The following is a 23,197-nucleotide window of genomic DNA, read 5'->3' as shown; positions in this document are numbered from 1 at the left end:
GACCTGACTATTCCAACCTGAGCACGGCAAGGAAGGCTTCCTGTGGAATTTCCACGTTGCCGACCTGCTTCATGCGTTTCTTACCGGCCTTTTGCTTCTCCAGCAATTTACGCTTGCGGCTGACGTCACCGCCGTAGCATTTGGCCAATACGTTCTTTCTAAGCGCCTTGACGGTTGTACGCGCCACAATCTGACCGCCGATAGCCGCCTGAATTGCCACGTCGAACATCTGCCGGGGAATCAGCTCTTTCATCTTCTCGGTCAACGCACGCCCTTTGTAGTGGGCGTTGTCACGGTGAACGATCAGCGCCAGGGCGTCGACCTTCTCGGCGTTGATCAACACGTCGAGTTTGACGAGGTTGGCTGACTGGTAACGATCAAAATGATAATCCAGCGAAGCATAACCACGGCTGACAGACTTGAGACGATCGAAGAAGTCCAGAACCACTTCGTTCATTGGCAAATCGTAGCTCACCTGAACCTGAGTGCCGAGGAACAGCATGTCGTGCTGTACGCCACGCTTTTCGATGCACAGGGTGATGACGTTGCCAAGGTGCTCCTGCGGCACAAGAATGTTTGCCCGAACGATAGGTTCGCGCATGTCTTCGATGGCCGACAGATCAGGTAGTTTGGACGGGTTGTCGACGTAGATCGTCTCACCGGTCTTCAGCAGCAATTCAAAGATTACGGTGGGCGCGGTGGTGATCAGGTCGAGGTTGTACTCGCGCTCCAGTCGCTCCTGGATGATCTCCATGTGGAGCATGCCGAGGAAGCCGCAACGGAAGCCGAAGCCCAGTGCGTCGGAGCTTTCCGGCAAATACTGCAGCGACGAATCGTTCAGCGTGAGTTTCTGCAGCGCTTCACGGAAGTCTTCGAAGTCGTCCGAGCTGACCGGAAACAGACCTGCGTAAACCTGAGGCTGGATACGCTTGAAGCCCGGCAGCACGTCCACATCGGGGGTCGTGCTCAGGGTCAGGGTGTCACCGACCGGGGCACCGTGAATGTCCTTGATACCCGCGATAATGAAGCCCACTTCGCCGGCTTTCAGATCAACGGTCGCCGTGTGCTTGGGGTTGAACACACCCACACTGTCGACCAGATGCAGCTTGCCGGTGGACTTGACGAGGATCTTGTCGCCCTTGCGCACGCGGCCATGGCGTACACGCACCAGCGACACGACGCCCAGATAATTGTCGAACCATGAGTCGATGATCAATGCTTGCAAGGGCGCTTCGATGTCGCCCGTCGGTGGCGGGATGGTCGCGACCAGACGCTCAAGGACCTCGTCGACACCCATGCCGCTCTTGGCACTGCACGCGACGGCATCGGTGGCATCAATGCCGATGATCTTCTCGATCTCTTCCTTGACGCGGTCCGGATCGGCCTGCGGCAAGTCCATCTTGTTCAGTACCGGCATGACCTCAAGGCCCTGCTCGATGGCGGTGTAGCAGTTGGCAACCGACTGGGCCTCTACGCCCTGACCGGCATCGACCACCAGCAATGCACCTTCACACGCGGCCAGGGAACGGCTGACTTCATAGGTGAAGTCGACGTGTCCGGGGGTGTCAATGAAGTTCAGCTGGTAGGTGATACCGTCCTTGGCCTTGTAATACAGGGTAACGCTATGGGCCTTGATGGTGATCCCGCGCTCGCGCTCGAGGTCCATGGAGTCAAGCACCTGCGCTTCCATTTCGCGCTCGGACAAGCCGCCGCACATTTGAATGAAGCGATCGGCCAGCGTCGACTTGCCATGGTCAATGTGGGCGATGATGGAGAAATTGCGGATATGACTCAAATCACTCACGGATCAACACTCAAAAAGGTTGCAGGCAGATTGCCCGCCGAAAAATAGCCGGGAATTGTACCTGAACTAAGCAAGAGGCGTCACGCTTACAGGCATCCGGATCGGTGCTGGGTAAACAGACGCCTACAAAAAAGGGTGGCCGCAGCCACCCTTCCCGGTCAAATCAGCCCGTTACTCGGACAGCTTGAAGGTAATGAAAGTCGCCCGGCCCTGACGCAGAACGCGCATCGAGACAGAACGATCCTTCGGCAGGCCTTTCGCCACTTCGGTGAACTGCTTGCCGGTGGTGATCGCCTGATTGTTCAAATGAGTGATCACGTCACCCGGTTGCAGGCCGATCAGCGCCGCCGGACCACCGGTGACTTCCTTGATTGCCACGCCACCTTTGATGTCCAGGGTCTTTTTCTGCTCGGCGGTCAGCTCAATCACCGATACCCCCAGACGATTGCTGCTGCGTTCAGCGCCTGCGCCTGAAACATCGCCCATTTCCTGGCCTTCATCCGGCAGCGCGCCGACGGTGACGGTCAGTTTCTGGCGCTTGCCATCGCGAATCACTTCAAGCTCGGCCTTGCTGCCGTCTTTTAGGTTACCGATCAAGTGCGGCAGGTCGGCCGACATGACGATTGGCTGGCCGTTGGCGCTGAGAATCACGTCACCGACCTGCAAGCCACCCTTGGCCGCCGGACCGTCTTCCATTACCTGAGCAACCAGTGCACCGGCTGGCTTGTCCAGACCAAACGACTCGGCCAGGTCCTTGTTCACTTCCTGGATGACCACACCCAGCCAGCCGCGGCTGACCTTGCCGCTGGCCTTGAGCTGATTGGCAACATCCATGGCGACGTCAATCGGAATCGCGAACGAAAGCCCCATGAAACCGCCGGAACGAGTGAAGATCTGCGAGTTGATCCCGACCACTTCGCCCGCCATGTTGAACAGCGGACCGCCCGAGTTACCCGGGTTGATCGCCACGTCGGTCTGAATGAACGGCACATAGGTGTCATTCGGCAGGCTGCGGCCCTTGGCGCTGACAATACCTTTGGTCACCGAGTGATCGAAGCCGAAAGGCGAACCTATCGCCAGCACCCACTCACCTACTTTGAGCGTGTTGGAGTTGCCCAGTTTGGCAGTCGGAAGATCCTTGCCTTCGATCTTCAGAACGGCGACGTCAGTGCGTGGATCAGTGCCGACCAGCTTGGCTTTCAACTCGCTGCGATCGGACAGGCGCACCAGAATCTCGTCGGCACCGTCGATTACATGGTTGTTGGTCAGAACATAGCCGTCAGGCGAGATGATGAACCCCGAACCCAGCGACTGAGCCTCGCGCTGACGATCGCCCTTGCCTGGAGCCCGCGAACCCGGCGGCATGCTGCGCTCGAGAAATTCGCGGAGCATCGGCGGCAGGCCTTCCATATCCGGCATCTGCTGATTGGCGACAGCCCGATCCGGCAATTTCTGGCGGGTACTGATGTTCACCACAGCGGGCGACGCCTGTTCGACCAGCCCGGTAAAGTCGGGCAGGTTTTCGGCCTGGGCCGTAGCGACCTGTCCGAGCATCAGCACGGCGGCAATCAACGAAAAATAAGACTTCATACGTGGTATCGACATACGGCTCCCGTTTGTAACGAGCAAATTAAGCAGTACAGAGCAGCGGTCTCAGGAATCCCGAGCAGCGATGCTCATTCCAGAGTCAGATATAGGGCCCACAGACGACAAAGGCCAGAGCTGCGAGGCTGTGACCTATAGAAAAAATAGAGGAGTTTTGCAACGTGAAAACCTCACCAAACATTTCAGCATCTCGCCCAAGGCCAGTTTGACTGCGGTCTGGCGGCTCATTGAGCCCAAGATGAAAATTTCTACACCTCGGGTATTCGTCGCTTCAGATATTCATTGCTTTGCTGGAGTGTCATCACTGCGCATGGATAACGCAATACGCTCGGCGGTGCCCATAGGCACTTCTCCGACGACCGTCACCATCATGTCACCCTGAGGCGTGGTGAGACGGCGCGAAACAGCCGCTGTAGGCCCTAGCTGGGTTCGGATATCTGACGAAGACGAGCCTTTAACGGCTTCAATGAACACCGAGAAACGCGCCAGACCATCGCCGTACATCAAGCGGGTAACGGATGACTGTGTAGCGGGATCCTTGCGGACACCACTGCTACTGAGTTCAAAACCAGGGGGCAGCCAGTCCGAGCGCCATGCAACGGGGCTTATGGACACTTCAGGCTTGGCTTTTACGACAGCAACCGGCTTGCACTCGGCGCTGGCCTTGAGCACTTGATCGGACAAGGCACTGGCAGTATCAAGATCGGTAAACTGGAAACGCTCAAGCAATTGCCCCTTTTCACTTAACAACAGCGATTTGAGCAAGAGTCCGGTTTCGTTATCCAGATGAAGTTCGAGGCCGTATCGATGCTGATCCTTGGGCGACAGTGCAACTATCGTCGTCTGGCGGCCGGCCACTCTGGATTTGCCGACAATTTTCAGGTCGTACCAGGCGGACAGTCTTTTGACATCGAACGCACGGGCAGTAGAAACAGCCGGATTGGCTACACCCGCTTCAAGTGTCCCGCTGACGCACTCGGTGAGCCCGCCGACACGTAACACTTCCTGAGCAGAACCATCAAGTTGCAACAAACGCTCCTGAACCTTGCCATCCGCTATGCGGTGCCAGATTTTATGGGTAGAAAAACTACCATTGCGTTCGTATACAAATGTGCCTTGATAACTCTGTGACAGATCGACTTTGGCAAGACGATTGATAGCGTCTTGCGCATCGTCAGCCTGTACCGGGAGGGCAAGCCATCCACCAAGCAGTAATGGCAGTAGAGGGACGGCTCGCATGATCCTCCTTAACGGTTTTCCAGGCTGGCAGCACGCGCATACGGCAGCGCACTTTCAGTACCTTTCAACGCAGCTTCCTGAGCATGCTGGCGCAGGTAACCGGGCAGACGCTGATCGCCTTCACCAGCACCCTGCAACACACCGTTAGCCATAGGACCGGGTGCCTGCTCGGCACTTTCAGTGTAGCCGGCCAATACTGCCGGACCTTTGACTTGCGGAACAGTCAGGTTGGCAGGCTGTTGAGTCTGCTGTGCCAGTTGCGTACTGGTGATGTCATCCTGGTTGTACAGGCGGACACCGGCCAGAACGGCTACGGTAACCGACGCTGCAACGGCCAGGCGACCCAGCGTGCGCCAAGGACCACGTGCTACCTTGAGCGGGCTGACTTCATCGGCGATCGCGGCAGATACAGCAGCCGAGATGTCCAGATGCGGGAGCAGCAACTCTTTGTGCATGGCTGCACGAGCAACTTGATAACGCGACCAGGTGGCACGTGTATCGGCATCGTCAATGGCATTCAATACCCGACGTAGTTCCAGTTCGTCCGCTTCGTTATCCAACACCGCGGACAGCGATTCCTGCAGGGCTTCACGACTCATGGCGGGTTCCTCTCTTGGGCTATCGCCGCTGTCTCAGGATTCCTGCAACAACGGCTGCAGGGCTTTATCGATGGCTTCCCGAGCGCGAAAGATGCGAGAGCGCACGGTACCAACAGGACACTGCATGACGCTCGCAATGTCTTCATAACTCAGACCATCGAATTCACGTAAAGTTAGTGCCGTACGTAAATCTTCCGGGAGAAGCTGGATGGTCCGATGGACGGTGCCTTCGATCTCATCCCTCAACAATGCACGCTCCGGCGACTCGATGTCCTTGAGGCCGTGATCGCCGTCGTAGAACTCCGCGTCTTCAGACCTTACATCGCTATCCGGTGGTCGACGACCTCTCGATACCAGATAGTTCTTCGCCGTGTTAATGGCGATGCGATACAGCCATGTATAAAAAGCGCTGTCACCGCGAAAATTTCCGAGTGCACGGTAAGCCTTGATAAAAGCTTCCTGTGCAACATCCTGAGCCTCATGGGTGTCGTGCACGAATCGCACGATCAACCCTAGAATTTTGTGCTGATATTTCAGCACCAACAGATCAAATGCTCGCGTATCACCGCGCTGAACGCGCTCGACAAGCTGCTGATCCTCTTCCTGGGTTAGCATGAACACTCCTCGTTAAGCTTGAAGGAGCGTTGCAACTGACATTGTTCAGGCTCGCAAACATAGACTCGGGCTTTTCGCAAAAGTTCTCCCCCTTCAAGCAAGTTTCCTGCAGACCATCTTGACGCCTGCACGAAAAACGCAGCTCGACAGGGTCGGCTGCGCGAATAGTCTTGTCGCCGGATTCGCAGTTGATGATCACTTATCTAACACTGCAAAAAAGGCGCTGTTCCTCTGTAGGCAACCTGCTATTGAGCCCGGACCTCACTGAAAAGTTCCATTGACACAATGACAGGCGTGGACCCCGAACTGCATATATCGCCGAAAAATCACTGAACTGAAGCGTTTCCAGTGAATATCCCGGGAAAACAATATGCATGACGTCAGAGACTGGAGCACAATCTCTGCCCGCCGTGGTTTCACATTGCCATGTAGGCGCGGCTATTGTGCCGTTACCCCCATACTTATACTAGTGGTCGCCAAGAGCAGAATGCGCAGATGAGCCAACATTTTCAGCATGACGTACTGGTAATCGGCAGCGGCGCTGCCGGGCTGAGTCTTGCCCTGACGCTTCCCGATCATCTGCGGATTGCCGTGTTGAGCAAAGGCGACCTGGCCAATGGCTCGACATTCTGGGCGCAGGGTGGTGTCGCGGCAGTGCTCGATGACACCGACACCGTGCAGTCCCATGTGGAAGACACGCTGAACGCCGGCGGGGGCCTTTGCCACGAAGACGCCGTGCGTTTTACCGTGGAGCACAGCCGCGAGGCCATTCAGTGGCTGATTGATCAAGGCGTGCCGTTTACTCGCGGCGATGGCGGGGACGCGGATGAAAGCGGCTACGAGTTTCATCTGACCCGTGAAGGCGGTCACAGCCACCGTCGCATCATTCACGCAGCCGATGCCACCGGCGCGGCGATTTTCCGCACCCTGCTCGAGCAAGCCAGCAAACGACCGAACATCGAATTGCTGGAACAGCGCGCCGCCATCGACCTGATCACCGAGCGCCGCCTGGGCCTTGAAGGCCAGCGCTGCCTGGGCGCCTATGTCCTCAACCGACACAGTGGCGAGGTCGACACGTACGGCGCGCGCTTCACGATCCTGGCGTCGGGCGGCGCTGCAAAAGTCTATCTGTACACCAGCAACCCGGATGGCGCGTGCGGTGACGGCATCGCGATGGCCTGGCGCTCGGGATGCAGGGTGGCGAATCTGGAATTCAACCAGTTCCACCCCACCTGCCTGTATCACCCCCAGGCTAAAAGCTTTCTGATCACCGAAGCGTTACGCGGCGAAGGCGCCTACCTCAAGCTGCCCAACGGTGAGCGTTTCATGCCTCGATTCGACGAACGGGCAGAGCTGGCCCCTCGCGATATCGTGGCGCGCGCCATCGACCATGAGATGAAACGCCTGGGCATCGACTGCGTTTACCTGGACATCAGCCACAAACCCGAAGCGTTTATCAAGACGCACTTCCCGACCGTCTACGAGCGCTGCCTCGAGTTTTCCATCGACATCACCCGTCAGCCGATTCCGGTAGTGCCCGCCGCGCATTACACCTGTGGCGGTGTGATGGTGGACAGCCACGGCCATACCGACGTGCCCGGCCTGTATGCCATTGGAGAAACCAGCTTCACCGGCCTGCATGGCGCAAACCGCATGGCCAGCAACTCGCTGCTGGAGTGTTTTGTCTATGCTCGCTCAGCCGCTGCAGACATCGAGAAGCAGCTGAATGACATCCCCATGCCTACGGACTTGCCTGCGTGGGATGCCAGCCAGGTGACCGATTCGGATGAAGACGTGATCATCGCGCACAACTGGGACGAGCTGCGGCGTTTCATGTGGGACTACGTGGGCATCGTGCGTACCAACAAGCGCTTGCAGCGCGCCCAGCACCGGGTGCGTCTGTTGCTTGACGAAATCGACGAGTTTTACAGCAACTACAAAGTCAGCCGCGACTTGATCGAGCTGCGCAACCTGGCGCAGGTCGCCGAACTGATGATCCAGTCCGCGATGCAACGCAAGGAAAGCCGCGGCCTGCACTACACGCTGGATTATCCCGACATGTTGCCCGAGGCGCTCGACACTATTCTGCTGCCACCCAATTACGTCGGCTGAATTTCAGGCGCACACGCAGGCGGCGGTGAACATCCGGCGTCAGCGCATCCCGGGGGATGCAACAGCTGGAGGCGAATCCTGAAGGTTTGCCGTCGCCGCCAATCAGGCGAAAACGCAGAATCACGACCAACGGCAAGGCCAGGCTGTCCGGCCTCAGGCAAACAGGCTGCCACCCGCCTCGCGCACTCCAGAGCTGCCAGCCCTGTCGATCACGCTTCAAGGCGCGGTAGGCCGCAGGATGACCGAGCAGTATCGACCTGGGCAGCACCCAGACGGCGTGCGCCAGGCATGACAATAATCCGGCCAGCGCTGCCCACGGATGAATATCCAGCCACAGCAGCGCAATCAGCGCCAGTACCTGAGCAACCAGATAAGCGGCCAGCAGCAGACGCGAAGCCTGCCAATGGCACTCGAAACGGTCACTTGGGCTGGACACGATCCAGAATCATGCGAACCATGCGTTGCAGCTCGGGGTCTTCGGATTCGGCACGCTGCATGAACCAGCCGAACATGTCCTGATCCTCACAGGTCAGCAGACGGCGATAAAGATCGCGGTCCACGTCGTTCAAATGCGGGTAGACCTCACGGACAAACGGCACCAACAGCACGTCCAGTTCAAGCATGCCGCGGCGGCTGTGCCAGTAAAGGCGGTTGAGTTCAACGTCTTCGACCATGGAGCGCTCCTCAAAGTAGGCGGCGAGTATACAGCCGTGAGCCGGTAGCGCGAACCGCACAATGGTCGCAGCAGTTTTCATGTACCCGTATTCATATCGTCGACTGGGCACTATGATGTGCCCCCGGACTTTTTTCCCAATCTGCGATGACCATGGCCCACACAGCTTTTTTCTGCACGCTATCCCATGAGGGCGTTCTCGCCGTTCGCGGCGTGGATGCCAGCAAATTCCTTCAAGGTCAATTGACATGCAACCTCGGTTATCTGAGTGAGAGCTCCTCAAGCCTGGGGGCCCGCTGCACACAGAAAGGCCGTATGCAGTCGAGTTTCCGTATTGTGTTCGAAGGCGATGGCTGCCTGCTGGCGATGGCCAGCGAGCTGATCGAGCCGCAATTGCTGGACCTGCGCAAATACGCAGTGTTCTCCAAATCGAAACTCACCGACGAAAGCGCTGCCTGGGTGCGCTTTGGTCTGCAGGACGCTGACGAGGCGCTGGTCAGCCTTGGGCTGGATCTGCCGCAGGAAACCGGCGCAGTGGCCAGGGCCAGCGAGTTGATCGCCATCCGTGTGTCACCGGCCCGTGCCGAACTGTGGGTGCGCGCCGGGCAGGCTGACGACATCACGTCGCGTCTGGCAGCACAACTGACAGAAGGCCCTTTGAATGACTGGCTGCTCGGCCAGATCCGCGCCGGCATCGGCCAGGTATTCGGCAGTACGCGTGAAGAGTTCATCCCGCAGATGATCAACCTGCAGGCGGTCGGCGGTGTCAGCTTCAAGAAGGGTTGCTACACCGGCCAGGAAATCGTCGCGCGCATGCAGTACCTGGGCAAACTCAAGCGCAGGCTTTATCGCCTGACCCTGCAAGCCGAGCAGATTCCGGAGCCCGGCACAGCGCTGTTTTCCCCTGTCCACGCCAGTGCGGTGGGCAACGTAGTGCTGGCCGCACAGTCCGGGCAGGGCATCGAATTGCTCGCGGTACTGCAGGGCGATGCGGCGGAAAGTGGTCACATACATCTTGGTTCGCCGCAAGGCGCAGCGCTGCAAATGAGTGAACTGCCCTACACACTGGACAGTAAACTCGAAACTCTGCGCTAGGCCTGGCGAACGCATTCAAGTTCCTAATGTCTCTAGAGCGATCCAGCAGCACGCTGGCGCTTCTTTGGGCGCGCGGAAAACTCTGGACACTCCTAACGGCTGCGAGATGCACATGAGCAAGATGGCTGACGAGGTGCAGAGAAACCTGATCAAGGCTATCGACAGAGATGCCTTGTTTCTGCCTACCCTGCCGGAAGTGGCATTGAAGATACGTCTTGCCGCCGAAGATACTGAAATCAGTATCTCGGACCTGAGCAAAGTCATTGGTAGCGACACTGCCCTTTCCGCACGCCTGATCAAAGTGGCGAACAGCCCCTTGTTGCGCCCGAATTTTGAAGTCAGTGACGTCAACACCGCCATTCGTCGTCTTGGCGTCAATTACACCTGCAACCTGGCCATCGGCCTGGTGGTCGAGCAGATGTTCCATGCCAAGTCGGAAGTCATCGAACAGAAGATGCGCGAAATCTGGAAACAAAGCCTCCAGGTCGCAGGTATCAGCTACACCCTGTGCCAGCGCTACACCCACCTCAAGCCTGATCAGGCCACGCTCGCCGGGCTGATCCACCTGATCGGAATACTGCCGATCCTGACCTACGCCGAAGACCATTTCGAGCTGCTGTCGGACCCCGTCAGCCTCAACCACGTGATCGACAGCATTCACCCGGTCATTGGTGAGCGCCTGCTGCGTTCATGGGACTTCCCCGAACTGCTGGCCTGCGTACCGGGTCAGTTCCAGAATTTTGCACGCGTTTCAAAAAGCCCTGATTACACTGACCTGGTGCAGATAGCCACGGTGCATATCCACAAGCACACGGATCACCCGTTCAGCCAGATCGAGATGGCCGAGCTGCCCGCGTTCAGTCAGTTGCGGCTTAGCGAAGCCGACGGCACGCTGGCAGCGCAGATGGAAGAAGCCAAGAGCATGCTCTACTAGGCTCAGGACATCGTAAAACTGACTCGCACTTTAAGCCCCCGCTCGGCACCGTCATGCAGCGTGATTCTGGCCAGATGTGCGCGGCAGATCTCTCCCACGATCGCCAGGCCGAGCCCTGCTCCACTGCCCTGCTGACTGCGACGGTAGAAGCGTTCGAAAACCCTTTCCCGCTCTTCTAGCGGAATACCCTGGCCATCGTCTTCCACCTCAAGCACTCCGGGCGCGTACACGCGCAGCACCACATTGCCTCCCGGCGGCGTGTGCGCCAGCGCGTTATCGACAAGATTGCTCAGCAACTCGTTCAACAAGGTCGGCTCGCCACGCAGCCAGACCGGTTCATCCGCTTCCAGCGCCAGCGCAACGCCGCGCGAATGAGCCAGCGGCGCCATGGCCATGCCCAGCTCTCTGGCCAATTGACTGAGGTCCAGCTGCTGCGCGCCGCCCTCGGCAATGGCCCGCGCGCCGTTTTCGATGCGCGCCAGCGACAGCAACTGATTGGCCAGTTGCGTCAGTCGATCAGTGCCCAGCGCTGCCGACTCCAGTGTTTCTCGCCAGCGTTGCGGGTCGCGCTCACGCAATCCCAGCTCGACTCGCGCCTTGAGCGCCGCCAACGGCGTGCGCAACTCGTGGGCCGCATCAGCGATGAACTGCGCCTGACGCTCGAACTGCAGGCGCAGCCGTTCGGTGAAGTGGTTCAGCGCACCCACTAATGGACGCAGTTCATGCTGCACCTCGACCATCGGCAACGCGCGAAGGTCATCCGGCTGGCGTTCTTCAACCGACGTGCGCAATCGCTCCAGCGGGCGCAACGCCGCGCTGACCGTGAACCAGACCAGCAGCAACGCGCCACCGCCCAACATGCCCAGACGCAACAAGGTGTCGGCCATCAGGCTGCGCGCCATGCCTTTGCGCGCCTCCTGGGTTTCTGCCACGCGAATTTCGGCAGTACCGTTCATGCCAGGGTCGGTCACCGGCTTGAGCAGGCTGACCACCCGCACGTCCTGGCCCTGATAGGTCCCGTTGTAGAATTTGGCCAGCGCCGGATAGTCATCGGTGCGCAAGGTGCCGGGGGGCGGTGACGGCAGGTTTTCGTAGCCGGAAATCAGCTTCTGATGAATGTCATTGACCTGGTAATAGATGCGCCCCTCGCTGTCATAGGCGAAGGTGTCGAGCGCCACGTAGGGAATGTCGGCGCTCAGCGTCCCGTCACGCTGGGTCAACCCGGCCGCAATGGTCCGGGCCGACGCCAGCAAGGTGCGGTCATAGGCCGTGTCGGCCACTTCACGACCATTCCAGTACGCACTCATGCCGCTGGCCAGCATCAGCACCACCAATAGCAATGCCAGATTCCACAGCAGTCGCCAGCGCAGGCTGTCGTTAATCATCGCGGCTTTCAAGCAGATACCCCAGACCACGAAAGGTGACAATGGCCACGGCATGCCCGTCGAGCTTCTTGCGCAGGCGATGGACGTAGATCTCGATGGCGTCGGGGCTGGCTTCTTCATCAAGTCCGAACACCTGCGCCGCCAGCTGCTCCTTGCTCATCACCCTGCCAGGCCGGGCGATCAGCGCTTCCAGCACAGCCTGCTCGCGTGACGTCAGCGCCAGCAACTCTTCGCCCAGTGTGAAACGCCGTGTGTCCAGGTCATAGGTCAGCACTCCGCAGCACTGCTGCCGTTCGCCGCCCAGCACGCTGCGACGCAGCAATGCCTTGACCCTGGCTTCCAGCTCCGACAGTTCGAACGGCTTGGCCAGATAATCGTCTGCCCCCAGATTCAGGCCATGAACGCGATCCTTGACGTCGCTGCGCGCGGTCAGCATCAGCACTGGCAGGTTCTTGCTGCGCGCTCGCAAACGCGCCAGTACCTCGAAGCCGTCCATGCGCGGCAGGCCGACATCGAGAATCGCGACGGCATATTCCTCGCTGCTCAACGCCAGGTCGGCGGCCACGCCATCATGCAGTACATCAACGGTCAAACCCGCGCTTTTGAGAGCCTGCGCGACACTTTCAGCCAATTGCAGATGATCTTCCACAAGAAGAACACGCATCGCCGTCTCCTGATTGACACTGTTGTTATAGGGGCTTGTGGCAGAGGAGTTTACAGGCCGGCCGTCGCCTGTGAAGTGCAGAAACCACTAGATACCTCTTATCGGTCAACTGACAGGCAACTGAAAGGTTTGCGAAAGGTTGGTCATCTAGCATCGCGAAACGACCGCTTTCAAGCGGTACGTAGAACAGGCGCCCGGATGCGTCTGAAAATAAAAACAATAAATCGGTAAACGGAGTCACCCATGTCCACGCCATACCAGGCTTGCTCGTTTCTTGACCGTCTGTCCCAGGCGGATCGCTGCACCCTCCTCAATGCGCCCGTACACACCTCTGTACTGATGACAGCCCGTTGTCAGCGAACAGCGTTTTGTCGTGCGTCTGACAAAAGCGCTTATCGAGCAGCGCGCTGATCCAAAACCTCTCTCAGCCAAAAACAACAAAACTGGAGACCGAACATGACATTTTCCCTGCGTCAGATCGCGACAACCGCTGGATGCATGCTGCTCGCCAGCCAGTTGCTCGCGGAGCCCAGACGCCCAGAGTGCATTGCGCCGGCGTCGCCAGGCGGCGGATTCGACCTGACCTGCAAGCTGATTCAGAGCGCGCTGATCAACGAGAAGATTCTGACCACGCCGATGCGCGTGACCTACATGCCTGGAGGCGTCGGCGCTGTGGCGTATAACGCAGTGGTCGCCCAGCGTCCGGCTGATGCAGGCACGCTGGTCGCGTGGTCGAGCGGCTCGCTGCTCAATCTGGCGCAAGGCAAGTTCGGCCGCTTCGACGAAAACGCAGTGCGCTGGCTCGCTGCAGTTGGCACCAGCTACGGGGCCATTGCCGTGAAAAGCGACTCGCCGTACAAGAACCTCGACGATCTGGTCCAGGCGTTGAAGGCCGATCCGAGCAAAGTCGTGATCGGCTCAGGCGGTACGGTGGGCAGCCAGGACTGGATGCAGACCGCGCTGATCGCCAAGGCCGCAGGCATCAATCCACGCGCCCTGCGCTATGTCGCACTGGAAGGTGGCGGCGAGATCGCCACCGCACTGCTCGGCGGCCACATTCAGGTGGGCAGCACCGATATTTCCGACTCGATGCCGCACATCCTGAGCGGTGACATGCGCCTGCTCGCGGTGTTTGCCGACAAGCGCATCGACGAGCCGGAAATGAAAAACATCCCGACCGCCAAGGAACAGGGCTACGACATCGTCTGGCCGGTGGTGCGCGGTTTCTATCTGGGGCCAAAGGTCAGCGACGAAGACTTCAACTGGTGGAAAGCCTCGTTCGACAAGATTCTGGCCTCGGAAGACTTCGCCAGACTGCGTGATCAGCGCGAGCTGTTCCCGTTTGCCATGACCGGCGCGGAACTGGACACCTACGTCAAGAAACAGGTCGCCGACTACAAAATGATGGCCAGGGAATTTGGCCTGATTCAGTAATTGAACGCAATTGACTGACTTTCGGTTGCGCCTGTCAGACGGGCGCGACGCAGGAGCTTCTCATGGTCATACAACGCATTTTCGCTGCCATTCTGTTGCTGGCATGCGCAGGCCTGGCCCTCATGGCCTGGCCTTATCAGGCCCCTTTCTCCTATGAACCGGTCGGCCCTCGCGCCTTTCCGTTGCTGATGCTCGGGCTGATGAGTGCAGGTCTGCTGTACCTGCTGATTCGACCTGCAGCCATCGTCCACACCGAAGAAGAGCCCGCGCTGGATCGCCCGACCCTGATCAAGATCGGCGCGTGCATCGTATTGCTGCTGATCTTTGCCGGACTCTTCGAACCGCTGGGCTTCATTCTCAGCAGCATCCTGATCGGCATCCCCATGGCGCGCCTGTACGGCGGGCGCTGGCTGCCCAGCATTGTGGTGGTCATTCTGATGAGCGTCGGCCTGTACCTGCTGTTCGACAAGGCCATGGATGTCCCTTTGCCTTTGGGCCTGCTCAGCGTTCTGGAGAACTGACATGGATACTTTCGGCTATCTGGGCCAGGGCTTCGGCGTCGCCCTCACCCCGTACAACCTGATTACCGCGCTGTCCGGCACGCTGATCGGCACCGTCGTCGGCCTGCTGCCGGGGTTGGGGCCGATCAACGGCGTGGCGCTGTTGATCCCGATTGCGTTTGCCTTGGGCCTGCCACCTGAATCGGCACTGATTCTGTTGGCGGCTGTGTACCTGGGCTGTGAATACGGCGGTCGTATCAGCTCGATCCTGCTCAACATCCCCGGCGAAGCCTCGACAGTCATGACCACACTGGACGGCTATCCGATGGCGCGCCAGGGCCTGGCCGGGGTTGCTTTATCGTTGTCGGCATGGAGTTCGTTCATCGGTGCGTTCATTGCCACCTGCGGCATGGTGCTGTTCGCGCCCTTGCTCGCCAAATGGGCAATTGCCTTCGGACCGGCGGAATACTTCGTGCTGATGGTGTTTGCGATTGTCTGTCTGGGCGGCATGGCGGGCGACAGACCACTGAAAACGTTTATTGCAGCGTTGATCGGCCTGTTTCTGTCCGCAGTGGGTATCGATGCCAACAGCGGCGTTTACCGCTTTACCGGCGATAACATCCACCTGACCGATGGCATTCAGTTCGTGGTACTGGTCCTGGGGCTGTTTTCGATCAGCGAGATTCTGTTGTTGCTGGAGAAAACCCATCGCGGTCAGGAAGCGGTCAAAGCGACCGGAAGGATGATGTTCAACTTCAAGGAAGCCGCTTCGGTGTTCGTGGTCAACATTCGCTGCGGGCTGCTGGGTTTCATACTCGGCGTGCTGCCGGGTGCCGGTGCGACGCTGGCCAGCGCGGTTGCCTACATGACCGAAAAACGCATCGCCGGGGCCAGCGGCAAGTTCGGTCAGGGTGACATGCGCGGCCTGGCAGCACCGGAAACCGCCATCGGCGCAACGGCCTGCGGCGCGCTGGTGCCGATGCTGACGCTGGGCGTTCCCGGCTCTGGCACTACGGCAGTGATGATCGGCGCGTTGTCGTTGTACAACATCACGCCCGGCCCGATGCTGTTTCAGCAACAACCGGACATTGTCTGGGGCCTGATCGCGTCGTTGTTCATCGCCAACATCATGCTGGTGATCCTCAATATCCCGATGATCCGCATCTTCACCCGCATCCTTGCGGTGCCGAACTGGGCACTGGTGCCAGTGATCGCGATCATCACCGGGATTGGCGTGTATGCGGTGCATGCCACCACCTTCGACCTATTCCTGATGGTCGGCATCGGTATCTTCGGTTACATCCTGCGCAAGCTGGACTTCCCGTTGTCGCCGATCCTGCTCGGGTTCATCCTCGGCGGCCTGATGGAACAGAATCTGCGCCGCGCCCTGTCGATCTCCAACGGTGAACTGGGCATTCTCTGGTCCAGCCCCATCACGCTCGGGGTCTGGGTGGTGACCGTGTTCATGCTGCTGTTTCCGCTGCTCCGGATCTGGCGTAAACGCGCGAAGCAGCGAGCTGCCGCGATTCATGGCTGAGCCCACGCTGCGCCACTGGTGGGCGACGCCGCTGGTCGGCCTGCTCGGCGGTTACCTCGCCAGTCAGGTCGGCTGGCCGTTGCCGTGGATGGTCGGTTCTTTGCTGGCGATCATCCTGGTGCGCTGCCTGACGCCTTGGCAACTGGCGCAGATTCCCGGTGGTCGCAAATGCGGTCAGTTGATCATCGGCATCGGTATCGGCCTGCACTTCACCCCGGTGGTCATCGAGCAAGTGCTGGCGCATTTCGGCCTGATTTTCATCGGCGCGCTGGTCACCAGCCTGTCGTGCCTGGTGGGCGTCTGGCTGATGCTGCGCACAGGGGAAGATCGCCCTACGGCGTTTTTCTCCAGCATGCCGGGCGGTTCCGGGGAAATGGTCAACCTAGGCGCACGCAACGGTGCCAGGCTCAGCAGTGTGGCGGCGGCGCAGAGTCTTCGGGTACTGACAGTGGTGCTCTGCGTGCCGGCGATCTTCAAGTACCTGTTGGGGGATGGTGCACCTGCGCTGCACGCCACGGTGGTGGACTGGCGCTGGCTGGCTTTTCTGCTGCCGGTCGGTGCCGCACTGGCCTGGCTGTGGCAACGCCTCAAACAGCCTAACCCGTGGCTATTCGGCCCGTTGCTGCTCAGTGCCGTGGTGAGTGTGGCCTGGGATCTGCGGATCGGTTTGCCCAATGGCGCCAGTCAGCTCGGTCAATTGCTGATCGGCAGCGGACTGGGCTGTCATTTCAATCGGGAGTTCTTCAGGCGAGCGCCCTCGTTTCTGGCGCGCACGCTGCTGGGCACCGCGCTGACCATGTTGATCGCCGCACTGGCGGCGCTGGGCCTCAGTGCCCTCACCCAACTGGACTTGCGCTCGCTGACGCTGGGCATGATGCCCGGTGGCATTGCCGAGATGAGCCTGACCGCCGAGGTGCTGCAACTCTCGGTGCCACTGGTGACGGCCATGCAGGTCATGCGCTTGTTGTTTGTGCTGTTTCTCGCCGAGCCGCTGTACCGACGCTGGAACAGACGGTTCGCTGACTGAGCAGGTCAATCAGAAGCCCTTCAGTCAGAGAGCGGGCAGTCGCCAGTCGATCGGTGCGATGCCGTTCTGCTCAAGGTACTTGTTGGTCCGCCCGAAATGGCCATTGCCCAAAAAGCCCTTATAGGCCGACAACGGCGATGGGTGGACAGAAGTCAGCACCAGGTGCTTGGTCGCGTCGACCAGTTTCTGCTTGCTCTGCGCATGAGCGCCCCACAACAGAAACACCAGATGCGGCTGATGCTCGCTGACCACCTGAATGATGCGGTCGGTGAAGTGCTGCCAGCCTTTGCCCGCATGCGACGCAGCGTTGGCGCGCTCGACGGTCAGGGTGGTGTTGAGCAGAAGAACGCCCTGATCCGCCCAGGATTGCAGGCAACCATGATTGGGAATGTCGATGTTCAGATCGCGCTTCAACTCTTTATAGATGTTGACCAGCGACGGTGGCGTCGGCACGCCCGGCTGCACGGAAAAGCACAGGCCGTGCGCCTGATTCGGGCCGTGATACGGGTCCTGACCGAGGATGACCACCTTGACGTTATTCAGCGGCGTGGAATTGAGCGCGTTGAAGATAAGCGGTCCCGGCGGATAGATTTCCTTGCCAGCCGCGTGCTCCTGACGCAAAAACTCGCGCAATTGAGCCATGTAGGGCTGTTCGAATTCGTCACGCAGGGCTTCTTTCCAGCTGGGCTCAAGCTTGATGCGGTCATCGCTAGTCATGGTTACATCCGGTAAAAACAATGCGCGGACACTAGGAAAGCCGGGCAGCAAAGTCAATGCCGGTAGCGCTATGCGCATTCAAGATCGGACGCAGAGCCTCCAGAAAGGCGTGCCGACGCGGAGCGTCGGCACGATAGTGGGTGTTACCGGTGCCCGCCACGGCCGTCGCCGCGCCCGCCTCTTCCGTGATCGCGGCCATCTCGCCCGCTGCGTCCGCCATGGTCGTCCCAACCGCGGTTGCCACGGTCTCCGCGGAAGCCGTCGTTACGCCCGAAACCGCCATTGCCACGAAAGCCATCATTCCTCCAGCCATAGCCTGGTGGGCGTCCTGGCTGGTAGTAACGGGGTACTGGCGGCGGCGCGTAGTAACGCGGGGCCGGGGCGTAATAGCGGGGTTGGCTGTAATAGCGCGGTTGAGGCGCTACATAGATGCGCCGCTCCTGATAGTAGGTAGAGCGGTAGCCATTGTCATACGCATAAGCGCCACCAACGACTGTCGTCGGCTGCGTGTACACATCGGATTCGTAATAACCAGGGCCTCCGTAGCAACCAGCAAGAAAAAGGGTCAGCAACGTGACAAGCAAGGGTCTTCGATACATAGCGGCCTCCTGGACCGCGATTGGGCACAAACCAGCGACGCTGGTCGGCGTCCGCCAAAGCGGTTGGCGGACGAAGGATCAGACAGCGAAATGCCCTTCTAGTGCCCTGTCCACCCCTACTGACAAGGGCAACCGATAATGGCGATATGGCAAGAAAAGGCTGCGAAACCATGCCGCACGGGACTGTTTCAGTTTTATACAAACATGCTACAAAACATTTCTCATCAGTAAACGCGCTCACGCTTCATCGCGGTGCGACGCCGCACCAGCACAAGGCAATTCCGGGTTCATAGAGCGTTCGCTTTTGGCAGCGGCCCCTTAAGACCGATACTTCCAGCGAGTTGGCACAACTCTCGCTTGATAGCGGATGTGCAGGAGTCAACACAGGTTCGCGGCACCACAATTTGCAATAGCCGACTAGGGTTCCGGCTTGCCGACAGGCAAGTGGCTGGTCCGAGAGTTGGCGACCTCCAGTAGAGGTTACACGGCGGGACAAAAGCCCGGGAGACAGGGACACCAGTGGTGTCACGTTGCTCCTGGCCGCCTTTTTTCACTACTGGAGATTTCTCAACATGCAAAAGTCTCGTCTCTTCGGTCTGCTCACCGCAGGCCTGCTGGCTGCGTTGAGCCTCTCGGCGAATGCCGCCCAGAAAGATCATTTCAACGTCTGCTGGACCATTTACGCAGGCTGGATGCCGTGGGAATACGCAGGCAGCCAGGGCATCGTCGACAAATGGGCGAAAAAGTACGGCATCAAAATCGATGTCACTCAGCTCAATGATTACGTCGAATCCATCAACCAGTACACCGCCGGCCAGTTCGATGGCTGCACCATGACCAACATGGACGCCTTGACCATTCCAGCCGCAGGCGGTGTGGAAAGCACCGCGCTGATCGTCAGCGACTTTTCCAACGGCAACGACGGCGTGGTTATCAAGGGCGAAGGCAAGAAAGTCGCCGACCTCAAGGGCATGGACGTCAATCTGGTCGAGCTGTCGGTGTCTCATTACCTGCTGGCCCGAGCGCTGGACAGCGTCAAACTCAGCGAAAAAGACCTCAAGGTCGTCAACACCTCGGACGCCGATATCTCGGCCGCCTTCAATACCGATGACGTGCAGGCGGTGACCACCTGGAACCCGATGCTGTCGGACATCAAAGCCAAACCCGGCGTCACCGAAGTCTTCAATTCCAGTCAGATCCCTGGCGAAATCATGGACATGATGGTCGTCAACACCCAGACCCTGAAAGACAACCCGGCACTGGGCAAAGCCCTGACCGGCGCATGGTTTGAAACAGTTGCGCTGATGAACGCCAAAAACGCCCAGAGCAAGGCTGCACTTGAGCACATGGCCAAGGCATCGGGCACCGATCTTGCCGGTTTCCAGGCGCAACTCGACACCACCAGACTGTTCGCCACCCCCAAGGAAGCGCTTGAGTTCGCCACCAGCAAACAGTTGCCCGAAACCCAGCGCAAAGTGGCTGACTTCTCGTTCGCTCACGGCTTGCTCGGCGAAGGCGCACGCGACGCAAACGCAGTCGGCATGTCGTTCGCCAAGGGTGTGATCCTCGGCGACAAGGCCAACCTCAAGCTGCACTTTGACCCCAGCTACGTGCAGATGGCCGTCGACGGCACGCTGTAAATCACGCTCAGTAGAAAGGTCATTGCCATGCGCTTGATAAACCGCCATCCGGATCGCGCCGGTCGCCTGATTCTGGTGATCCTGCCGTTCGCCCTGTTGCTGTTCGCCTACTTCATGGGCTCGGCCACCCGGCTTGCGGAAAACCCCACCGACAAACTGCTGCCCAGCGCCATGCAGATGGCCGATGCGGTCAAACGCGTGGCGTTCACCGCTGACGCCCGAACCGGTGACTACCTGCTGTGGCAAGACTCTGCGTCGAGCCTCAAGCGTCTGGCGATCGGTCTCGGGATCAGCGCCTTGCTGGGCCTGTGTCTGGGCATTGCGGCGGGCATTCTGCCGCTGTTCAGCGCCCCGCTGTCGCCTTTGCTGACGGTGTTGTCGATGGTGCCGCCACTGGCGATCCTGCCGATTCTGTTCATCGTCTTCGGTCTGGGCGAGCTGTCGAAAGTGATGCTGATCGTGATCGGTATCACGCCGATTCTGGCCCGTGATCTGGAACAGCGCGCCCGGGAGATCCCGATCGAACTGCTGATCAAGGCACAGACGCTGGGAGCCACCACCTGGACGCTGATCCTGCGGGTGATTCTGCCGCAACTGCTGCCGCGCCTGTTGATCGCCTTGCGACTGGTGCTCGGCTCAGCGTGGCTGTTCCTGATTGCCGCCGAAGCCATTGCCTCCACCGACGGCCTGGGCTACCGGATCTTTCTGGTCCGGCGCTACCTGGCGATGGACGTGATTCTGCCCTATGTGGTGTGGATCACCCTGCTCGCCTGGCTGATGGACTGGGGCTTGAAAGCCCTGACCCGACGCGCCTTTCCCTGGTACGAAGGAGCCCGCGCATGAGCTTTATCCGTGTGCGTAACGTCTGGCAGCAATACGACGATCAGGTGGTGCTTGAAGGCCTGAATCTGGACGTCGCCGAAGGTGAGTTCTGCACCCTGGTCGGCGCTTCGGGGTGTGGCAAGTCGACCTTTCTGCGCCTGCTGCTGGGCCAGGAAACCCCGAGTCGCGGCTCGATCACGCTGGACGGCGAAGCGCTGGCCAGCGAGCCGGATGCCAGCCGTGGCGTGGTCTTCCAGCGTTATTCGGTGTTTCCGCACCTGTCGGTGCTGGACAACGTCGCGCTGGGCCTGGAGCTGCCCCGCTCGCCGTTGCTCGGCCGCTTGTTCGGTCAGGCCAAAAGCCAGGCCCGCGAGCACGCCGCGCAGTTGCTGGAGAAAGTCGGCCTGAGCCATGCGCTGGACAAATATCCGACGCAGTTATCGGGCGGCATGCAGCAGCGGCTGGCGATTGCTCAGGCGCTGATCATGAAGCCCCGCGTTCTGCTGCTGGACGAGCCGTTCGGCGCGCTCGACCCTGGCATTCGCAAGGACATGCATCACTTGCTTCTGGACCTGTGGCGCGAGACAAAACTGACTGTATTCATGGTCACCCATGACCTGTCCGAAGGCTTCAACCTCGGCACCCGCCTGCTGGTCTTCGACAAGGTGCGCCACGACCCGCATGAACCCGGTGCGTATGGCGCGCGCATCACGTACGACATTCCCCTCAACAGCGAACGCCGCGCCGAACGCGCCGCTACCGATTCGCTGCTTACCGCTTCAGAGGAGCCCGTTCAATGACTGATTCGACCACGCTGTACCCGGTTTTCGCCGAAGAGCTGCTGCCCGGTGGCGGCCATCGCTCGTTCATCCTCAAGCGCGGCGAACTGCTGCGCCTGACCGACTTGCATGGCAATGCCAACGTCAGCCTGACCCTGCTCAACGCCGCTGAAAAAACCGAGCGCCTGAACCTGCCGGACAGCCTCAAATGCCAGCACACCGCCAAATTGAGCAACGGCCATTGCCTGTATTCGGACATGGGCCGCGTGCTGGCCGCCATCGTCACTGACACGTGCGGCTGGAGCGACAGTATTGGCGGTGTGCTCAACGCACAGGAAGTCGCCGAAAAGTACGGCCAGGGGCGCTATCAGGAGCTGCGTAACGGCTTCTTCCGCAATGGCGTCGACAACCTGCTGGTCGAGCTGGGCAAATGGGGGCTCGGGCTGTCAGACCTGCTCATGACCCTCAACCTGTTCAGCCGCGTGGATGTCGACGATACGGGCACGCTGCACTTCGCCCCGAACAACTCGAAGGCCGGTGATTACATCGAGCTGTATGCGCCGATGGACACACTGGTGGTGCTGACCGCGCTGCAACACCCGATGGACCCTAACCCGGAGTACGCGCCGCAGCCGCTCAAACTCAGCTGGATGAAAGCCGATGCCAGTGTTGCCGAGCACTGCCGTACCTCGCGCCCGGAAAACGAGCGCGGCTTCATCAACACCGACCGCCTGTTCGCCTGAGGAGCCTTGCCATGAATTCATCCAATCACCTGTGCTGCGACGCGACCATACCGGCCGGCGAACCCTTTCTGGCCGAGGTCAAGGCCGGGCAAACCGTGCGCATTCTCGATCTGCAGGGCAATCAGGCGGTCGACACGCTGTTTTTCAGCCTCGCCAACCCGCGTGAGCGCTACGACGTGCAACGCACCCTGCGCCGCCAGAACAACGTTTACCTGACCACCGGCAGCGTGCTGTTTTCCAACCTCGGCCAGCCGATGCTGACCATCATCGATGACACCTGCGGTCGCCATGACACGCTGGGTGGCGCGTGCGCGCAGGAGAGCAACACCGTGCGTTACGCCCTGGAGAAACGCTACATGCACAGCTGCCGCGACAACTACCTGCGCGCCTGCCTGCATGACGGCCGCCTGAGCAAAGCCGACATCGGGCCGAACATCAATTTCTTCATGAATGTGCCGGTGACAGCCGACGGCGGCCTGACCTTTGAAGACGGCATTTCCGCACCCGGCAAATACGTCGAGCTGCGCGCCGAAATGGATGTGATCGTGCTGATTTCCAACTGCCCGCAGTTGAACAATCCGTGCAACGGCTACAACCCGACGCCCGCACAGTTGCTGATTCGCGACTGACCCGGCGACCGCCCTCAGCAACGGACGACCGTTGCGTAGATAGAT

23 protein-coding genes and 1 riboswitch are annotated in these 23,197 nt (G+C 59.6%); of the genes, 12 read left to right on the top strand and 11 right to left on the bottom strand.

Features of this window, described 5'->3' with window-relative positions:
* Positions 1 to 7: 7 nt before the first annotated feature.
* From lepA to rpoE, 5 genes are all read right to left on the bottom strand, one after another.
* Positions 8 to 1,804, bottom strand: a complete 1,797-nt coding sequence (gene lepA / locus I9H07_RS04980) for a translation elongation factor 4 (RefSeq protein WP_236424453.1) — start codon at positions 1,802 to 1,804, stop codon at positions 8 to 10.
* A gap of 171 nt (positions 1,805 to 1,975) precedes the next feature.
* Entirely contained in the window at positions 1,976 to 3,394 is a 1,419-nt protein-coding gene (locus I9H07_RS04975) for a DegQ family serine endoprotease (RefSeq protein ID WP_235591755.1), read from the bottom strand.
* A 294-nt stretch (positions 3,395 to 3,688) separates the two neighbouring features.
* Entirely contained in the window at positions 3,689 to 4,648 is a 960-nt protein-coding gene (locus I9H07_RS04970) for a MucB/RseB C-terminal domain-containing protein (protein WP_236424451.1), read from the bottom strand.
* A gap of 8 nt (positions 4,649 to 4,656) precedes the next feature.
* On the bottom strand, positions 4,657 to 5,247 hold the full coding sequence (locus I9H07_RS04965) for an anti sigma-E factor RseA C-terminal domain-containing protein (protein ID WP_024674893.1): 591 nt from the start codon (positions 5,245 to 5,247) through the stop codon (positions 4,657 to 4,659).
* Between the two features lie 33 nt (positions 5,248 to 5,280).
* Positions 5,281 to 5,862 carry an RNA polymerase sigma factor RpoE gene (gene rpoE / locus I9H07_RS04960; protein ID WP_002554912.1) on the bottom strand — a complete coding sequence of 194 codons (582 nt, stop codon included), beginning with the start codon at positions 5,860 to 5,862 and terminating at the stop codon, positions 5,281 to 5,283.
* 495 nt (positions 5,863 to 6,357) lie between these two features.
* Between rpoE and nadB the strand changes: the two genes are divergently transcribed.
* Positions 6,358 to 7,974, top strand: coding sequence for an L-aspartate oxidase (nadB, locus tag I9H07_RS04955; RefSeq protein WP_058390839.1), 1,617 nt, complete (start codon positions 6,358 to 6,360; stop codon positions 7,972 to 7,974).
* Here nadB and I9H07_RS04950 read toward each other — a convergent pair.
* Both I9H07_RS04950 and I9H07_RS04945 read right to left on the bottom strand, forming a co-directional pair.
* On the bottom strand, positions 7,943 to 8,410 hold the full coding sequence (locus tag I9H07_RS04950; RefSeq protein WP_024674894.1) for a protein YgfX: 468 nt from the start codon (positions 8,408 to 8,410) through the stop codon (positions 7,943 to 7,945). The two genes, nadB and I9H07_RS04950, sit on opposite strands and share 32 nt — an antisense overlap.
* Entirely contained in the window at positions 8,394 to 8,648 is a 255-nt protein-coding gene (locus I9H07_RS04945) for a succinate dehydrogenase assembly factor 2 (protein ID WP_004881759.1), read from the bottom strand. The genes I9H07_RS04950 and I9H07_RS04945 overlap by 17 nt, the downstream gene beginning before the upstream one ends.
* Before the next feature lie 152 nt (positions 8,649 to 8,800).
* On the opposite strand from I9H07_RS04945, the gene I9H07_RS04940 reads away from it, so the two are divergent.
* Positions 8,801 to 9,742, top strand: coding sequence for a YgfZ/GcvT domain-containing protein (locus I9H07_RS04940; RefSeq protein WP_236424449.1), 942 nt, complete (start codon positions 8,801 to 8,803; stop codon positions 9,740 to 9,742).
* A gap of 112 nt (positions 9,743 to 9,854) precedes the next feature.
* Entirely contained in the window at positions 9,855 to 10,676 is an 822-nt protein-coding gene (locus I9H07_RS04935) for an HDOD domain-containing protein (RefSeq protein WP_024674896.1), read from the top strand.
* A gap of 2 nt (positions 10,677 to 10,678) precedes the next feature.
* Here the strand turns inward: I9H07_RS04935 and I9H07_RS04930 are convergent, their stop codons facing one another.
* Entirely contained in the window at positions 10,679 to 12,061 is a 1,383-nt protein-coding gene (locus I9H07_RS04930) for a sensor histidine kinase (protein ID WP_024674897.1), read from the bottom strand.
* Positions 12,054 to 12,725: a response regulator gene (locus I9H07_RS04925; RefSeq protein WP_024645308.1), complete on the bottom strand. Its 672-nt coding sequence runs from the start codon at positions 12,723 to 12,725 to the stop codon at positions 12,054 to 12,056. Before I9H07_RS04925 ends, I9H07_RS04930 begins: the two co-directional genes overlap by 8 nt.
* 456 nt (positions 12,726 to 13,181) lie before the next feature.
* On the opposite strand from I9H07_RS04925, the gene I9H07_RS04920 reads away from it, so the two are divergent.
* From I9H07_RS04920 to I9H07_RS04905, 4 genes are all read left to right on the top strand, one after another.
* Positions 13,182 to 14,159 carry a Bug family tripartite tricarboxylate transporter substrate binding protein gene (locus tag I9H07_RS04920; RefSeq protein ID WP_024674898.1) on the top strand — a complete coding sequence of 326 codons (978 nt, stop codon included), beginning with the start codon at positions 13,182 to 13,184 and terminating at the stop codon, positions 14,157 to 14,159.
* A 62-nt stretch (positions 14,160 to 14,221) separates the two neighbouring features.
* Entirely contained in the window at positions 14,222 to 14,680 is a 459-nt protein-coding gene (locus I9H07_RS04915; RefSeq protein ID WP_024674899.1) for a tripartite tricarboxylate transporter TctB family protein, read from the top strand.
* Position 14,681: 1 nt separating this feature from the next.
* A complete protein-coding gene (locus I9H07_RS04910; RefSeq protein ID WP_024674900.1) occupies positions 14,682 to 16,196 on the top strand; it encodes a tripartite tricarboxylate transporter permease in 1,515 nt (504 codons plus the stop codon).
* On the top strand, positions 16,189 to 17,223 hold the full coding sequence (locus I9H07_RS04905; RefSeq protein WP_024674901.1) for an AbrB family transcriptional regulator: 1,035 nt from the start codon (positions 16,189 to 16,191) through the stop codon (positions 17,221 to 17,223). Before I9H07_RS04910 ends, I9H07_RS04905 begins: the two co-directional genes overlap by 8 nt.
* A gap of 24 nt (positions 17,224 to 17,247) precedes the next feature.
* Here the strand turns inward: I9H07_RS04905 and ung are convergent, their stop codons facing one another.
* Positions 17,248 to 17,940: a uracil-DNA glycosylase gene (ung, locus tag I9H07_RS04900; protein WP_236424447.1), complete on the bottom strand. Its 693-nt coding sequence runs from the start codon at positions 17,938 to 17,940 to the stop codon at positions 17,248 to 17,250.
* Between the two features lie 143 nt (positions 17,941 to 18,083).
* A complete protein-coding gene (locus I9H07_RS04895) occupies positions 18,084 to 18,455 on the bottom strand; it encodes a hypothetical protein (protein ID WP_161632887.1) in 372 nt (123 codons plus the stop codon).
* A 490-nt stretch (positions 18,456 to 18,945) separates the two neighbouring features.
* A riboswitch (guanidine-I (ykkC/yxkD leader) is annotated at positions 18,946 to 19,048 on the top strand.
* A 63-nt stretch (positions 19,049 to 19,111) separates the two neighbouring features.
* Between I9H07_RS04895 and I9H07_RS04890 the strand changes: the two genes are divergently transcribed.
* From I9H07_RS04890 to I9H07_RS04870, 5 genes are read left to right on the top strand one after another with little or no spacing between them, the layout of a single operon-like run.
* Entirely contained in the window at positions 19,112 to 20,179 is a 1,068-nt protein-coding gene (locus I9H07_RS04890; protein WP_024674904.1) for a putative urea ABC transporter substrate-binding protein, read from the top strand.
* Positions 20,180 to 20,206: 27 nt separating this feature from the next.
* Positions 20,207 to 21,022: an ABC transporter permease gene (locus I9H07_RS04885; protein WP_024674905.1), complete on the top strand. Its 816-nt coding sequence runs from the start codon at positions 20,207 to 20,209 to the stop codon at positions 21,020 to 21,022.
* A complete protein-coding gene (locus I9H07_RS04880) occupies positions 21,019 to 21,801 on the top strand; it encodes an ABC transporter ATP-binding protein (RefSeq protein ID WP_236424445.1) in 783 nt (260 codons plus the stop codon). Before I9H07_RS04885 ends, I9H07_RS04880 begins: the two co-directional genes overlap by 4 nt.
* A complete protein-coding gene (locus I9H07_RS04875) occupies positions 21,798 to 22,523 on the top strand; it encodes an urea amidolyase associated protein UAAP1 (RefSeq protein WP_236424443.1) in 726 nt (241 codons plus the stop codon). The genes I9H07_RS04880 and I9H07_RS04875 overlap by 4 nt, the downstream gene beginning before the upstream one ends.
* An 11-nt stretch (positions 22,524 to 22,534) precedes the next feature.
* The gene (locus I9H07_RS04870; RefSeq protein ID WP_236424441.1) at positions 22,535 to 23,152 is read left to right on the top strand and encodes an urea amidolyase associated protein UAAP2; all 618 of its coding nucleotides are present in this window, start codon (positions 22,535 to 22,537) and stop codon (positions 23,150 to 23,152) included.
* Positions 23,153 to 23,197: the final 45 nt, after the last annotated feature.

This window comes from Pseudomonas syringae, from assembly GCF_023278085.1.
Lineage (GTDB): Bacteria > Pseudomonadota > Gammaproteobacteria > Pseudomonadales > Pseudomonadaceae > Aquipseudomonas > Aquipseudomonas syringae_Q.
This window is presented reverse-complemented; position numbering and strand designations above follow the sequence as displayed.

What these genes read in the sequence shown, in the direction of transcription:
- I9H07_RS04920 (WP_024674898.1), top strand. Translation starts at nt 13,182, where the DNA reads ATGACATTTTCCCTGCGTCAGATCGCGACAACCGCTGGATGCATGCTG.
- I9H07_RS04875 (WP_236424443.1), top strand. Translation starts at nt 21,798, where the DNA reads ATGACTGATTCGACCACGCTGTACCCGGTTTTCGCCGAAGAGCTGCTG.
- I9H07_RS04965 (WP_024674893.1), bottom strand. Translation starts at nt 5,247, where the DNA reads ATGAGTCGTGAAGCCCTGCAGGAATCGCTGTCCGCGGTGTTGGATAAC.
- I9H07_RS04935 (WP_024674896.1), top strand. Translation starts at nt 9,855, where the DNA reads ATGAGCAAGATGGCTGACGAGGTGCAGAGAAACCTGATCAAGGCTATC.
- I9H07_RS04905 (WP_024674901.1), top strand. Translation starts at nt 16,189, where the DNA reads ATGGCTGAGCCCACGCTGCGCCACTGGTGGGCGACGCCGCTGGTCGGC.
- I9H07_RS04885 (WP_024674905.1), top strand. Translation starts at nt 20,207, where the DNA reads ATGCGCTTGATAAACCGCCATCCGGATCGCGCCGGTCGCCTGATTCTG.
- rpoE (WP_002554912.1), bottom strand. Translation starts at nt 5,862, where the DNA reads ATGCTAACCCAGGAAGAGGATCAGCAGCTTGTCGAGCGCGTTCAGCGC.
- ung (WP_236424447.1), bottom strand. Translation starts at nt 17,940, where the DNA reads ATGACTAGCGATGACCGCATCAAGCTTGAGCCCAGCTGGAAAGAAGCC.
- I9H07_RS04925 (WP_024645308.1), bottom strand. Translation starts at nt 12,725, where the DNA reads ATGCGTGTTCTTCTTGTGGAAGATCATCTGCAATTGGCTGAAAGTGTC.
- I9H07_RS04880 (WP_236424445.1), top strand. Translation starts at nt 21,019, where the DNA reads ATGAGCTTTATCCGTGTGCGTAACGTCTGGCAGCAATACGACGATCAG.
- I9H07_RS04940 (WP_236424449.1), top strand. Translation starts at nt 8,801, where the DNA reads ATGGCCCACACAGCTTTTTTCTGCACGCTATCCCATGAGGGCGTTCTC.
- I9H07_RS04970 (WP_236424451.1), bottom strand. Translation starts at nt 4,648, where the DNA reads ATGCGAGCCGTCCCTCTACTGCCATTACTGCTTGGTGGATGGCTTGCC.
- I9H07_RS04930 (WP_024674897.1), bottom strand. Translation starts at nt 12,061, where the DNA reads ATGATTAACGACAGCCTGCGCTGGCGACTGCTGTGGAATCTGGCATTG.
- I9H07_RS04910 (WP_024674900.1), top strand. Translation starts at nt 14,682, where the DNA reads ATGGATACTTTCGGCTATCTGGGCCAGGGCTTCGGCGTCGCCCTCACC.
- I9H07_RS04890 (WP_024674904.1), top strand. Translation starts at nt 19,112, where the DNA reads ATGCAAAAGTCTCGTCTCTTCGGTCTGCTCACCGCAGGCCTGCTGGCT.
- nadB (WP_058390839.1), top strand. Translation starts at nt 6,358, where the DNA reads ATGAGCCAACATTTTCAGCATGACGTACTGGTAATCGGCAGCGGCGCT.
- I9H07_RS04975 (WP_235591755.1), bottom strand. Translation starts at nt 3,394, where the DNA reads ATGAAGTCTTATTTTTCGTTGATTGCCGCCGTGCTGATGCTCGGACAG.
- I9H07_RS04945 (WP_004881759.1), bottom strand. Translation starts at nt 8,648, where the DNA reads ATGGTCGAAGACGTTGAACTCAACCGCCTTTACTGGCACAGCCGCCGC.
- I9H07_RS04915 (WP_024674899.1), top strand. Translation starts at nt 14,222, where the DNA reads ATGGTCATACAACGCATTTTCGCTGCCATTCTGTTGCTGGCATGCGCA.
- I9H07_RS04870 (WP_236424441.1), top strand. Translation starts at nt 22,535, where the DNA reads ATGAATTCATCCAATCACCTGTGCTGCGACGCGACCATACCGGCCGGC.